Here is a 13,586-nt window from a genome sequence, read left to right as displayed (position 1 = left end):
GTGCACGACGTGACGACGGCGCGAAGCCGTGGTTTCGACGGGAAGCCGTGCACTCGCGTGAGCCGAAGGAACAGGAGGAGAGGAATGAGCGGATGCCCCGGCGGGTTGCCCCTGAGGATGAGCACCTCCACGCCTGTACCCCGCCTCGCCCTGTCCGTCCTCGACCTCGTGCCCGTGCGCGCGGGGCAGACGAGCGCGGAGGCGGTCGCGGCATCCGTCGATCTCGTGCAGACCGCCGACCGGCTCGGATACCGTCGCTACTGGTTTGCGGAGCACCACAACATGCCGGCCGTCGCGTCGACGACGCCGCCCGTGCTGGCCGCCGCCGCGGCGGCGCGCACCGACCGCATCCGCGTGGGTTCGGGTGGTGTCATGCTCCCGAACCACTCGCCGCTCGTCGTGGCGGAGCAGTTCGCCGCGCTCGAGGCCCTCGCCCCCGGGCGCATCGACCTCGGCATCGGCCGGGCACCGGGCAGCGACCCCGTCATCACGCAGCTGCTGCGGCAGAGCGGCACGACGAGCGACGTCGACCGCTTCCCCGACAACGTCGCCGACATCGTGGCTCTCGTCTCGAGCGAGGGTGCCTCGGTGCGCTTCACGTCGGGCGGAACCTACGGCGTGCACGCGACGCCCGCCGCGACGACCGTCCCAGAGGTGTGGCTGCTCGGGTCGAGCGACTACTCCGCGCGCCTCGCCGCGGCGTACGGGCTGCCGTACGTCTTCGCGAACCACTTCTCCGGCGAAGGGCTCGAGCGCGTTCTCGAGCTGTACCGGTCGGAGTTCCGGCCGAACGAGCGCCACCCCGAGCCGCGCACATTCCTCACCGCGAACGTCATCGCCGCTCCGACCGCCGATGAGGCGGAGGACCGCGCGCTTCCCCAGCTGCACATGATGGCGCGCCTGCGCACGAACATGCCCCTCGTGCCGCTCGAGACGGTCGAGCAGGCGAAGGCGAACGAGAGCTTCGACAGCCTCGCGCAGTCGGTCATGGCGGCGGCCCGCACGAAGTGGTTCGTCGGGACCGGGGCGGACGTGGCATCCGCCCTCTCGTCCTTCGCGCAGCAGCACGGCGTGGACGAGGTCATGATCTCGCCGATCGCCGCGTCGTACGACGGTGAACCGACGGATGCCTCGCCCGGCCGCACCCAGACGATGGAGCTGCTAGCGGCCGAGCTCGACCTCGACGGCTGACGTCAGGCGGCGGGCACCCACTCGACCGAGGTCGTCAGCTCGTCGAGGATCTCGGGGACCGGCTCGACTCCCAGGCCTGGCCCCTGCGGGACGTCGAGATGCCCGTCGCGCATGACGAACGGCGGCGTAATGTCGGTCGCGTAGAACCGGTCGCTCGCCGACACGTCGCCGGGGAGGGTGAAGCCGGGCAGCGACGCGAGCGCGACGTTGGCGGCGCGCCCGATGCCCGACTCGACCATGCCGCCGCACCAGACTGGCACACCGTGCGCGGCGGCGAGGTCGTGGATGCGGCGCGCCTCGAGGTACCCGCCGACGCGGCCGGGCTTGATGTTGATGATCTGCGTCGCACCGAGTCGGATCGCCGCGGCCGCCGTCTGGGCGGAGGTGATCGTCTCGTCGAGACAGATCGGCGTCTGGACGACCTTCGCGAGGTCGGCGTGGCCCAGAAGGTCCTCCTCTTCCAGCGGCTGCTCGATCAGGAGCAGGTCGAACGCGTCGAGCTTCGCGAGGTGCCGCGCATCGCGCAGCGTGTACGCCGTGTTGGCGTCGACCTGCAGGAGCACGTCGCCGCCGAAGCGCTCGCGCACCGCGCGGACGGGCTCGATGTCCCACCCCGGCTCGATCTTGAGCTTGATGCGCACGTACCCGGCGTCGAGGTAGCCGCCGACGGCGTCGAGCAGCTGCGGGATCGAATCCATGATCCCCACGGACACTCCGCACGGCACGCGGTCGTGCACCGAGCCGAGCTCGCGCGCGAACGAGCGCCCTTCGGCGCGCAGCTCGGCGTCGAGCACCGCCATCTCGAGCGCACCTTTCGCCATGCGGTGGCTCTTGAACTTCTTCAGCGCCTCGCCGATCCCCGGCGCATCCGTCACCTCCGCCGCCGCGAGCGCAGGGATCAGGAACCGCTTCATCAGGTCGACGGCACCCTCGGTGTACTCGGGCGAGTAGATCGGATCGGGGAGCGTCACACACTCGCCCCAGCCGGTCGCGGCATCCGTCACCGCCTTCACCAGCAGGATGTCGCGCGCGGTCTGCGTGCCGAACGACGTGCGGAACGGCGACACGAGCGGCATCGCGACGCGCCTCAGCTCGAAGCCTTCGATCTTCATCACGCGGTTCCCCCTCCGGGTATCACGATGTCAGTTCCGCGACGAGCTCGGCCACCAGCACGGTGCGCGGGGCGATCTCGCTGACGAGGACGTGCTCGTGCTCGGCGTGCGCCCCTCCCCCGACGGCGCCGAGGCCGTCGAGCGTCGGCACGCCGATGCCGGCGGTGAAGTTGCCGTCGCTGCCGCCGCCCACGGCGACTCCCGCGAGCGGGTCGAGCGCGAGGCGCGCGGCGATCGCCTGCGCCCGCGCAAACAGAGAAGCGGATGCCGCGGCCTCGAGCGGCGGACGGTTGATGCCGCCCAGCACCGACACGCTCGCGCCGGGCGTCACAGCGGTGAGCGCACGAATCGCGGCGTCGACCCGCTGCTGCTCGGCTGCCGTGCGCGCACGCACGTCGACCCACACCGAGGCGCGCGCGGGCACCGTGTTCGTCGTCGAGCCGGAGCCCGCGACGGTCGGCGTCACCGAGGTGCCGGTCGCGGGGTCGGCCAGCCCGGAGATCGCGAGCACCTGATGCGCGAGTTCGACGGTCGCGTTCACGCCTTTCTCGGGCTCGAGTCCCGCGTGCGCGGCGAGCCCGTCGACGACGACCTCGTAGAGCGAGACGCCCTTGCGCTCGAGCTTGAGCGCGCCGCCGTCCGCGGAGGCCTCGAGCACGAGCGCGGCGCGAGCCCCGCGCGCGGTGTCTTCGATGAGGCGGCGCGAGCTCGGCGAGCCGACCTCCTCGTCGCCGGTCACGAGCAGCGTCACGCCGTCGCGGTCATCGAGCGAGGCGACGGCGTGCAGCGCCATCGCGAGGCCGGTCTTCATGTCGAAGCATCCGGGTCCGGTCATGACGTCGCCCGCGACCGCGAACGGGATCCGCTCGATCGTGCCGATCGGCCACACGGTGTCGTGGTGCGCGAGCAGGAGCACTCGAGTCGCGTCGCCGAACCGCCACCGCAGGTGCGTGACGCCGTCGATCACGACCCGCTCCGGTGTCACGCCGAGCAGCTCTTCGCCGAGAGCGGCGACGAGGTCGGCCGATCGCGCGACCGCTCCGTGGTCGGCGGTCGGCGACTCGCAATCGACGAGCGTGCGGATGGTGTCGACGATCGCGTCGACGACGACAGCGGCGATGGTCACGAGCGCAGGGGCGGGCGAGCGGTGGTCACCCTCACACCATAGACACCGCACGGTCGCGGGGGCTTCGTCGTCCGCGACGAACCGGATGCGGCGCGTTCGTCCGCGCGGACGAAGGTCAGAGCCAGCCGATGAACCTCTCGGGCGTGATGACGACCGCGACCGAGTACTCGTCGCGGATGCGGTCGATCTTCCAGCCGAGCCGATCGAGGCCGGCCCGGTACTTCTCGACGTAGGCGTCACCCATGCGGTCGAGCCACACCGACGTCGAGTCGGGCGAGATGGCCGCCGAGCCCCGGATGATGTGCACGTCGTCTCCGGCCTCATCCGTTTCGAGATGGAACAGCACCTTCGGGTCGGCCCGGATGTTGCGGGTCTTCACCGACTCGGGCTGAACGAACACGACGATCGTGCCCTCATGCCAGAAGAACCACACGGGCACGGCGTGCGGGTAACCGTTGCGGCCGTTCGTGCCGAGCCAGCCGATCTCATCCGTCTCGAGTCGCCGCAGGGTGCGGGCGTGGACCTCGTTCGCCCGGTCGAGTTCGAACGTGGCGGGCATCAGACCTCCGGTTCTCCGCTGAGCAGGCCGCGCAGCCAGTCGCGCGCCTCGACGAACACGTCGTCGGAATAGCGCTCGGGATAGTGCACGACGACGCGGTCGGCGCGCGGGTACGACCCGAGGAACACGACCTTCGGGCTGAAGCGCCGCAGGCCGAGGAGCGCGTCGGCCATGCGCTCGTCCTGGATGTGCCCGTCCGCGTCGATCACGAACCGGTAGCGGCCGAGCGCGTCGCCGATCGGCCGCGAGGCCAGCAGCGACAGGTTGATGCCCCGCGTCGCGAACTGCTCGAGCATCTCGAGCAGCGCGCCCGGGCGGTCCTCGGGCAGCTCCACGATGAGCGACGTCTTGTCGGCGCCCGTCGGCGGCGGCGGCGGGACGGTGCGCCCCACGAGCACGAACCGCGTCACGGCGTTCGCGTTGTCGCCGATGTTCTCCGCGAGGAGCTCGAGCTCGTGGTGCTCGAGGATACCGGGAGGGGCGATCGCCGCATCCGCCTCGCTCGTGTCGTCGATCAGCCCGACCGCGCTGGCCACGTTGCTCGCGGCGGGAATGTGGGCGTGGGCGGGCAGGGTCCTGGTGAGCCACTGCAGGCATTGCGCGTAGGCGACCGGATGCGCCGCCACGAGCGACACGTCCTCGAGACGCGTGCCGGGGCGACCGACGAGCACGAACTCGACGGGGACGAGGTACTCCCCCACGATCCGAAGACCCGGAACCGTCGCGAGCGCGTCCTGCGCGGTCGAGACGCCTCCGTCGACCGAATTCTCGATCGCGATCATCGCCGCGTCGGAGGTGCCGTCGATGACGTCGTTGAGCGCCTCGCCCACGTTGCGCACGGGCCGCCAGATCTGGTCGCGCGCCTCGGCGACCTGCGCGAGCGCCGCTTCGGTGAAGGTGCCCGCCGGGCCGAGATAGCTGTACGTGCGGCGACGGGGAGCCTCGGGCTGGTCGGTCACGGCGTTCAGCCTAGTCGGGCCCGAAGCCCGGTCGCCCAGCGCACGGCGTCCCCGAGACGCGAGATCGACAGGCCTTTCGTCCCGTTCGCGCCCTCGATTCGCGGAGAGCATGGGCACAGCGGTCGGGACGACGGAGTACGAACGACTCGGCTGAACCCGGTGGGTCACCACGTCGGAAGGGGAGTCGCCCGGCCGCTCACGTCTTGCATGCGGCAGGGGTCGCGTGCTCGGGCGAGGTTGCCGGGGGAAGCATCCGCCCGCTCGGTCCCTTCCCCAATGACTGATCACACTGAAGGAACGTCCATGAACAGCTATCCCGCTGTCCCGCCGGCTGTGCCGGCGCCCGACACCGTGCCGCCGTACGCGGCACCCGCGCCACCGTCCCCGTACCAGGCTCCTGCGCCTCCCGGCAAGCAGTTCATCGCCGCGTGGCTGCTCTCCTACTTCCTGGGTGTCTTCGGCGTCGACCGGTTCTACCTGGGGAAGGTCGGCACCGGCCTCCTGAAGCTGTTCACGTTCGGCGGATTCGGCATCTGGTGGCTCATCGACCTCATCCTGATCCTCGCCGGCGCAGCGCGCGACAAGGACGGGCGTCCGCTCGAAGGCTACGACCGGCACAAGAAGGTGGCGTGGATCGTGACCGGCGCGATCGTGGCGCTCGGAATCATCATCGGCGCCGTGAACGGTGCGATCGCCGCGAGCCTCAGCAACGACCTGTCGCCCGCGGACGGCACGCAGATCTCGCGCGAAGAACCGCCAGTCGAGGAACCCGCACCCGTGGACGACCGCGAGCAGGTGCCGGGCCTCATCGGCCTGACCGTCGCGGAGGCCCGAGCTGCGGTCGAGGACGCCGGATTCGTGCTCGCAGTGCCAGAAGGCGCAAGCGACGACTGGGTCGTCTTGACGCAGACCCTGTCGGAGGGCCGCCAGGCGGACCCCGGAACCGAGATCTTCGTCACCGCCGAGGCACCCGAGCCCGTGCTCACGCTGGCCCAGAAGAACGCGGTCAGGGACGCGGAGTCGTATCTGGAATACAGCGGGTTCTCGCGAGCGGGCCTGATCGGTCAGCTCGAGTACGAGGGGTATTCGAAGGAGGACGCGACCTTCGCGGTCGACTTCGTGGAAGCGGATTGGAACGCCGAGGCCGCCGAGTCGGCACAGTCCTATCTCGACTACTCGTCCTTCTCCCGGCAGGGTCTCTACGATCAACTGGCCTACGAAGGGTTCACGCCCGAGCAGATCGAGTTCGCGCTCGGCGCCGTCGGCTACTGACCAGCGTCCGGGCGTTCGACCCGCACGCGAGTCGAACGCCCCGGCGCAACCCGGCGACAGAAACGCGCGCGGCGCGGCAGACTTGAACGCATGACTCGCGCAGGACAGCCAGCCGAAGCATCCGACCTCATCGACATCGACGAGCTCATCGCCGCGTATTACGACCGCAAACCGGATGCCTCGAACCCGGCCCAGCGCGTCGCGTTCGGCACGAGCGGTCACCGCGGCTCCGCCCTCACGACGAGCTTCAACGAGGATCACATCCTCGCCACGACGCAGGCCATCGTCGAGTACCGGCGCTCGCAGGGGATCGCGGGGCCCCTGTTCCTCGGGCGCGACACCCACGGGCTGTCCCTTCCCGCCGAGCGCAGCGCGATCGAGGTGCTCGTCGGCAACGGCGTGGACGTGCGAGTCGACGCACGGGACTCGTGGGTTCCGACCCCGGCGCTGAGCCACGCGATCCTCACCTACAACCGCGGGCGCGCCGCGGACGACCCGGGCCGTGCCGACGGCATCGTCGTGACCCCGAGCCACAACCCGCCGCGCGACGGCGGCTTCAAGTACAACCCGCCGGACGGCGGGCCGGCCGACGTCGACGCCACGAGCTGGATCGCGCAGCGCGCGAACGAGCTCATCGCGGCGGGGCTCGACGGCGTCGTCCGCACGAGGTTCGCCGACATCGACGCGGACGCCCTGGGCGAGTACGACTTCCGCGACCGGTACGTGCGCGACCTCGCGAACGTGATCGACATGGACGCGATCCGCGCGTCGGGCATCCGCATCGGCGCGGACCCGCTGGGCGGGGCATCCGTCGACTACTGGGCGCTCATCGCCGAGCTGTACGGGATCGACCTCACCGTCGTGAACCCCGACGTCGACCCGACGTGGAAGTTCATGACGCTCGACTGGGACGAGAAGATCCGGATGGATCCGTCGTCGCCCTACGCGATGGCCGCGCTCGTCGCGCGACGCGGCGACTACGACCTGCTCACGGGCAACGACGCCGACGCAGACCGGCACGGCATCGTGACGCCCGACGCGGGGCTCATGAACCCGAACCACTTCCTCGCGGTCGCGATCGACTACCTCGTGACGCACCGGCCGGGCTGGCCGACGGATGCCGCGGTCGGCAAGACCCTCGTGTCGTCGATGATCATCGACCGGGTGGTCGCGGCGCTCGGGCGCCGGCTGTACGAGGTGCCGGTCGGGTTCAAGTGGTTCGTGCCGGGGCTGCTCGACGGGTCGGTCGTTTTCGGCGGCGAGGAGTCGGCGGGCGCCTCGTTCCTGCGGCGGGACGGCTCGGTGTGGACAACCGACAAAGACGGGATCATCCTGTGCCTGCTCGCGTCTGAGATCCTCGCGGTCACGGGCAAGACGCCCTCGCAGCGGTACGCGGAGCTCGAGGCGCAATTCGGATCGTCGGCCTACCAGCGCGTCGACGCCCCGGCGACGCCCGCGCAGAAGGCGGCGCTGGCGAAGCTCTCGCCGGAGGCGGTCGCCGCGACAGAGCTCGCGGGCGAGCCGATCACCGCGAAGCTGTCGCACGCGCCGGGCAACGGCGCCGCGATCGGCGGCCTCAAGGTCGTGACGGATGACGCGTGGTTCGCCGCCCGCCCGTCGGGCACCGAGGACGTGTACAAGCTCTACGCCGAGTCGCTCCGCGGTGCCGAGCATCTCGCCCAGGTGCAGGAGGAGGCTCGCGCGGTGGTGTCGGAGGCGCTCGGCGGGGCGTGACCCACCCGGACGCTGAGCGAGGAGCGTAGCGACGAGCTCGCTCAGCGACCGGGGGTCCCTGTCAGCGGCGGGCGGCCCAGAGCGCGGCGCGAGCCAGGAGCATCCGGTGCTCTTGCGACTCGTACGAGCGCTCGGTGTGACCGAGTGCCGACACGGCGATGCGGCTCGCGCCCGCCTCGCGCACCCACAGCAGCGGATGCCGCACTCCATCGAGCTCGTGCAGGGCGAGCACCCGGATGCCCGGGTCGTCGATCACGAGATCGGTGTATCGCTCGTCGAAGAGGGTGAAGTCCTCGGCGGGTGCCGTGACCGGGTGGTCGCGGTCGACGATGCGCACATCTGCGTCAGAGATGTCCGGATGCCACGACATCCCCTCCACCCACGCGCCGCCGATCGCCTCGCGCCAGAGCGGCACGTCGCCGAGCGTATGCAGCGAGCTGTGGATCGAGAGCACGCCGATCCCGCGCGCGAGCGCGGAGGTGAGCCCGGATGCGGCATCCGGCGCGATCTCGCCTTCACCCTCCCCGGGGCCCGCGTTCATGATCAGCAGGTCCGCGCCCTCGAGCGCCATCAGCGCCGACTCGGGCTCGCCGAACACCGTGACCGTCCAGCCGTCGTCGGTGAGGGTCTCGGCGATGCGCGCCGAGGTCACCGCGAACGCGTGATGCGGGTCGCTGTAGCGCCCGCCTCCACTCGCGATGACGGCGGTCGGGTCCGGTGAGTTGCTCGGGGCCATGCGTGTCGAACCTACATGGGCGCGCTCGTCAGCCGCCCAGGTTCACCCAGATGCCCTTCGTCTCGGTGTAGGCGTCGAGCGCGTTCGCGGCCATCTCGCGGCCCCACCCGCTCGCCTTGAAGCCGCCCCACGGCGCCGCCGGGTCGAGCATCGGCATCGAGTTGATGTAGACCTCGCCGGCACGGATGCCGTGGGCGAGCCGGTGCCCGAGCGCGACGTCCTTCGTCCACACGCACGCGACGAGTCCGTAGTCGGTGTCGTTCGCCTGCGCGACGAGCTCGTCGGGGTCGTCGTACGAGATCACGGGCAGCACCGGGCCGAAGATCTCCTCCCGCGCGATCGTCATGTCGTGCGTGACGCCGCGGAAGAGCGTCGGCTCGAAGAAGAAGCCCGCCGCGAGGTCGCCGTTCGCGCGCTTGCCGCCGAGCACGACCTCCGCACCCTGCTCGAGTCCGCTCTTCACGTAGCCCTCGACGCGTGAGAGCTGCTCCTGCGACACGAGGGGCCCGAGCTGCGTGTCGGGCGACAGCCCGGGACCGAGCTTCATGCCCGACATCGCCGAGCCGAGCCTGTCGGTGAACTCGTCGACGCGGCTCGAGTCGACGTAGAACCGGCTGTACGCCGCGCACGCCTGTCCGCTGTTGAAGAGCCCGCCGAGCATGCTGCCGATGACGGCCTGGTCGAGGTCGGCGTCCTTGAGCACGATGCTCGGGGCTTTGCCGCCGAGCTCGAGGCTCACGCGCTTGAGGTTGCCCGCCGACGCGCGCACGATCGAGCGTCCGACCTCGGTCGACCCGGTGAACGACACCTTGTCGACGCGCGGGTGGTCGACGAGCGCCTGACCGACCTCGGGGCCGCCCGTGACGAGGTTGACCACACCCTTCGGCACGCCAGCCTCTTCGACGAGCTCGACGAGGCGGGTCGTCGTGAGCGGCGTCTGCTCGGCCGGCTTGAGCACGACCGTATTGCCCGTCGCGAGCGCGGGCGCGAGCTTCCACACCGCGATCGCGAGCGGGAAGTTCCACGGCGTGATGAGCGCGCACACGCCGATCGGCTCGCGGCGCGTGTAGTGCAGGTGGCCGGGCACCGAGATCGAGCTCACCGTGCCGTCGAGCTTGGTCGTCCATCCGGCGAAGTAGCGGAACATGTCCGCCGCGCCGGCCATGCTGCCGCGCGCGAACCCGACCACCTGGCCGACGTCACGGCTCTCGAGCTGGCCGAGCTCATCGGCGTGCTGCTCGATGAGGTCGGCGATGCGCCACAGCAGCTTGCCGCGTGCGGCGGGCGTCATGTCGCGCCACGCGGGGTCGGCGAAGGCGCGCGCGGCCGCATCGACGGCGGCGTCGACATCGGTTGCGGATGCCTCCACGGCCGTCCCGATGACGGAACCCGTCGACGGGTCGAACGTCTCGAATGTGCCGTCGCCCGTTCCCGCCGTCCACTCGCCGTCGATGTACAGCTGTCCGGTGAATGCCATGCGATCTCCTGTCGGTCGAATGTCAGTCGAAGAGGACCATGCCGCGGATGTTGCGGTGCTCCCGCATGTCGACGTAGCCCTGGTTGATGTCTTCGAACTCGTACGTGCGGGTCACGAGCTCGTCGAGCTTCAGCTCGCCGTCCATGTACAGGTCGAGGAGCCGAGGTATGTCGTAGCGCGGGTTCGCGCTGCCGAAGAGCGCCCCGACGAGGCGCTTCTCATACGCCGTGATCTCGAACATCGGAGCGGTGATCGTGGTGTCGGTGACGTCGGCGAGCGACGTCAGCACGACCGTGCCGCGCTTTCCGACGAGCGAGAGCGCGTCTCCGACGACCTCGCCGGTCGCGACGTCGACGGTGATGAGGGCGGAGTCGGCCATGCGCCCCCACGTGAGCCCGGGCAGCGCCTCGCGCGCCTCAGCGGCACTCGCGAAGGTGTGGGTGGCGCCGAATCTCCGCGCCTCCTCGCGGTTGAACTCGGACGGGTCGATCGCGAGGATCTGCTTCGCTCCAGCCATCGCCGCTCCCTGCACGGCGTTGGCGCCCACGCCGCCGATGCCGAGCACGGCCACCGTGTCGCCGGGCTTGACCCCCGCCGCGTAGACGGCGGTCGCCCAGCCGGTGGTGACGCCGCATCCGACCAGCGCCGCCTTGTCGAGCGGCACGTCGTCGCGGATCTTCACGACCGACGTCTCACGCACGACCGTGTACGGCGAGAAGGTGCCGAGCATGCACATGAGCCGCGCGTCGTGCCCGTTCACGTGGTGTCGCGACGTGCCGTCGCGCTGCAGGCCGACGCCGATGCCGGCGCCCTCGTCGCACAGGTTCTGGTGCCCGGTGGCGCAGGACTCGCACCGGCCGCACGCGGGGATGAAGCTCAGCACCACGTGGTCACCCACGGCCAGGGTCGTGACGCCGGGGCCGACCTTCTCGATGACGCCGGCGCCCTCGTGCCCGCCGATCACGGGAAGCGCGTCGAACGGCAGCTCGCCCGTTCGCACATGCTCGTCGGACTGGCACAGGCCCGTCGCGGCGAGCTTGACGAGCACCTCGCCTTCGCCGGGATCGTCGAGCTCGAGCTCCTCGAGGCGCCAGTCCTGCCCGTACTCCCACAGCACGGCGGCACGCGTCTTCACATCGTCCTCCTCGTCGAGGTCGGGTTGTCGCTTCTCTCGCGAGACTAGGGCGGAAGGCGCAATGAGGACGCCTCGACTTTCACCAGGTGGCAGACGCCTGGACGCACCCATTCGTCGGGTCGGGCCGCATCGGCGAGAATGGCCGGGGCGATCCGGCGGATGCCGCGCCCACGACCCCTGAGGAGGGACATGTCCTGGCTCGTGACCGGCGGCGCCGGCTACATCGGCGCCCACATCGTGCGCGCTCTCGGCGACGCGGGACTGTCCCCCGTGGTCATAGACGACCTCTCGAGCGGCCACGAGGAGTTCGTGCCCGCCGAGGTGCCGTTCGTGCGCGGGACGATCCTCGATCGCGGGCTGCTCGAGCGCACGCTGCGCGAGCACGGTGTCGAGGGCGTGATCCATGTCGCGGGCTTCAAGTACGCGGGAGTCTCGGTGCAGCGTCCGCTCCACACGTACGCGCAGAACGTCGAGGGCACGCGCCTCGTGCTCGAGGCGATGGCGGCGGCGGACGTCTCGAACATCGTCTTCTCGTCGAGCGCCGCCGTCTACGGCACACCCGACGTCGACCTCGTGACCGAAGACACGGCGAAGCGCCCCGCGTCGCCGTACGGCGAGTCGAAGCTCATCGGCGAGTGGCTGCTGCGCGATCAGGCGGTCGCGACGGCGGAGTCGGAGCATCCGCTACGCCACACGTCGCTGCGCTACTTCAACGTCGTCGGCTCCGCCGATCCCGAGGTTCACGACTCGAGTCCGCACAATCTCTTCCCACTCGTGTTCGAGGCGCTGCTCGACGGCCGCACGCCACGCATCAACGGCGACGACTACGCGACGCCCGACGGCACGAACGTCCGCGATTACGTCCACGTGCACGACATCGCCCTCGCCCACGTGGTCGCCGCGCAGCGCCTGGCGTCGGGCGAGCCGATCGAACCCGCGTACAACCTCGGCTCGGGCGACGGCCTGTCCGTGCGTCAGATCATGGACGCGATGGCCCGCGTCACCGGGATCGACTTCACGCCCGAGATCGCCCCGCGCCGCCCTGGCGACCCCGACCGCATCGTCGCTTCCGGCGAGCTCGCGGCGCGCGACCTCGACTGGCGCATGCGCCACACGGTCGACGACATGGTGCGCTCGGGGTGGGAAGCCCGCCGCACCGCGCGCTGACGCGTCCGCGACTCACAACCGCCGCGCGAGCGTCGCGCCCGCCAGACGCAGCCACTGCGCGGGCTCGTTGAGCGCGGCATCCGTCGATCCTGCGAGGTCGGTGAGCGAGACGGCCGCCACGAAGGCGGAGACATCGGATGCCTCGGCGATCCGCCCCGCGACGAGAGCCACCGGTACCCCCGCCCCTGCCGCGAGCGCCGCGACGTGGGCGGGCGCCTTGCCGGCGGCGGACTGCGCGTCGAAGGATCCCTCCCCCGTCACCACCACCGCCGACTCGGCGATCGCCGCCGGCAGGTCGACGAGCTCGGCCACCGCGCTCGCACCCGGCACGAGCTGTGCCCCCCACGCGAGCAGCGCGAAGCCCGCTCCTCCCGCTGCGCCGGCGCCCGGCGTCGCGGGGTCTGCGGGAAGCAGCGCCGCGAGACTCGCGAGTCCTTCATCGGCGAGCGCGACCCCCGACGCGTCGAGTCCCTTCTGCGGCCCGAAGACCGCCGCCGCACCCGAGGCGCCGAGGAGCGGGTTCGTCACGTCGGTCAGCACGGTCGCCCCACCGGGCGGGAGGGGTCGGAGTCCGCTCAGGTCGGCCCGCGCGAGAGCCCCGAGGCCCCGCGCGCCACGCGCGACGGGGTCCGTTGCGGCATCCGTGAATCGCGCCCCGAGCGCCGTCAGCATTCCCGTCCCGCCGTCCGTCGACGCGCTCGACCCGATGCCGAGGACGAGCCGCGACACCCCGTGGTCGAGCGCCGACGCGATCGCCTCGCCGAACCCGGTCGTGCCGGCGTCCCACGGCACGCGCCGATCGCCCAGCAGCTCGATGCCCGACGTCGAGGCGAGCTCCACGACACCCACGCCCCACGGCTCGTCCGCCGTCGGGGGAAGCAGGAGCCACGCGGCATCCGTGGGCTCTCCATCCGGCCCCGTCACGGTGACGGGCATGCGGCGAGCGCCCGGGACCGCGGTGGCGAACGCGTCGAGCGTGCCCTCGCCGCCGTCGGCGACGGGACGCAGCACGAGCCGGTCGTCGGGCCGCTCGGAAGCCCACCCTTCCGCGAGCGCGGACGCCGCACCCGACGCCGTGATCGAGCGCTTGAAGCTGTCGGGCGCGAACACGACCGTCC

Annotated in this window: 12 protein-coding genes; 4 read left to right on the top strand and 8 right to left on the bottom strand. The window is 71.1% G+C overall.

From position 1 onward, the window contains the following. Positions 1-117: 117 nt before the first annotated feature. Positions 118-1,191 carry an LLM class flavin-dependent oxidoreductase gene (locus BJ991_RS04805; protein ID WP_179487953.1) on the top strand — a complete coding sequence of 358 codons (1,074 nt, stop codon included), beginning with the start codon at positions 118-120 and terminating at the stop codon, positions 1,189-1,191. Positions 1,192-1,193: 2 nt separating this feature from the next. On the opposite strand, the gene menC is transcribed toward BJ991_RS04805, so the two are convergent. From menC to pheA, 4 genes are all read right to left on the bottom strand, one after another. Further along, positions 1,194-2,303: an o-succinylbenzoate synthase gene (gene menC, locus BJ991_RS04800; protein WP_179492516.1), complete on the bottom strand. Its 1,110-nt coding sequence runs from the start codon at positions 2,301-2,303 to the stop codon at positions 1,194-1,196. 22 nt (positions 2,304-2,325) lie between these two features. Then, on the bottom strand, positions 2,326-3,429 hold the full coding sequence (locus BJ991_RS18320; protein ID WP_343048653.1) for a M20 family metallopeptidase: 1,104 nt from the start codon (positions 3,427-3,429) through the stop codon (positions 2,326-2,328). Between the two features lie 115 nt (positions 3,430-3,544). Then, the gene (locus BJ991_RS18315; RefSeq protein ID WP_246301032.1) at positions 3,545-3,988 is read right to left on the bottom strand and encodes a pyridoxamine 5'-phosphate oxidase family protein; all 444 of its coding nucleotides are present in this window, start codon (positions 3,986-3,988) and stop codon (positions 3,545-3,547) included. Then, entirely contained in the window at positions 3,988-4,947 is a 960-nt protein-coding gene (pheA, locus tag BJ991_RS04790; protein WP_343048652.1) for a prephenate dehydratase, read from the bottom strand. Before pheA ends, BJ991_RS18315 begins: the two co-directional genes overlap by 1 nt. Positions 4,948-5,250: 303 nt before the next feature. Between pheA and BJ991_RS18310 the strand changes: the two genes are divergently transcribed. Further along, positions 5,251-6,219: an Ltp family lipoprotein gene (locus BJ991_RS18310; protein WP_246301031.1), complete on the top strand. Its 969-nt coding sequence runs from the start codon at positions 5,251-5,253 to the stop codon at positions 6,217-6,219. Between the two features lie 90 nt (positions 6,220-6,309). Further along, entirely contained in the window at positions 6,310-7,953 is a 1,644-nt protein-coding gene (pgm, locus tag BJ991_RS04775) for a phosphoglucomutase (alpha-D-glucose-1,6-bisphosphate-dependent) (protein ID WP_179487947.1), read from the top strand. A 61-nt stretch (positions 7,954-8,014) separates the two neighbouring features. On the opposite strand, the gene BJ991_RS04770 is transcribed toward pgm, so the two are convergent. The 3 genes from BJ991_RS04770 to BJ991_RS04760 are packed head-to-tail and all read right to left on the bottom strand — an operon-like array spanning position 8,015 to position 11,301. Beyond that, positions 8,015-8,689, bottom strand: coding sequence for a ThuA domain-containing protein (locus tag BJ991_RS04770; RefSeq protein ID WP_179487945.1), 675 nt, complete (start codon positions 8,687-8,689; stop codon positions 8,015-8,017). Positions 8,690-8,717: 28 nt separating this feature from the next. After that, the gene (locus tag BJ991_RS04765) at positions 8,718-10,166 is read right to left on the bottom strand and encodes an aldehyde dehydrogenase family protein (protein WP_179487943.1); all 1,449 of its coding nucleotides are present in this window, start codon (positions 10,164-10,166) and stop codon (positions 8,718-8,720) included. A gap of 22 nt (positions 10,167-10,188) precedes the next feature. Further along, a complete protein-coding gene (locus BJ991_RS04760) occupies positions 10,189-11,301 on the bottom strand; it encodes an NDMA-dependent alcohol dehydrogenase (protein ID WP_179487941.1) in 1,113 nt (370 codons plus the stop codon). Positions 11,302-11,490: 189 nt separating this feature from the next. Here BJ991_RS04760 and galE point away from each other — a divergent pair, with 189 nt between their 5' ends. Further along, complete coding sequence (galE, locus tag BJ991_RS04755; protein ID WP_179487939.1) at positions 11,491-12,468, top strand: UDP-glucose 4-epimerase GalE; 978 nt, start codon at positions 11,491-11,493, stop codon at positions 12,466-12,468. Positions 12,469-12,480: 12 nt separating this feature from the next. On the opposite strand, the gene BJ991_RS18305 is transcribed toward galE, so the two are convergent. Further along, complete coding sequence (locus BJ991_RS18305) at positions 12,481-13,578, bottom strand: glycerate kinase (protein ID WP_343048651.1); 1,098 nt, start codon at positions 13,576-13,578, stop codon at positions 12,481-12,483. Positions 13,579-13,586 lie beyond the last annotated feature (8 nt).

This window comes from Microbacterium immunditiarum (assembly GCF_013409785.1).
Taxonomy (GTDB): Bacteria; Actinomycetota; Actinomycetes; order Actinomycetales; family Microbacteriaceae; genus Microbacterium; species Microbacterium immunditiarum.
The sequence above is the reverse complement of the archived record's forward strand: the minus strand, read 5'-3'. Positions and strand labels throughout refer to the sequence as shown.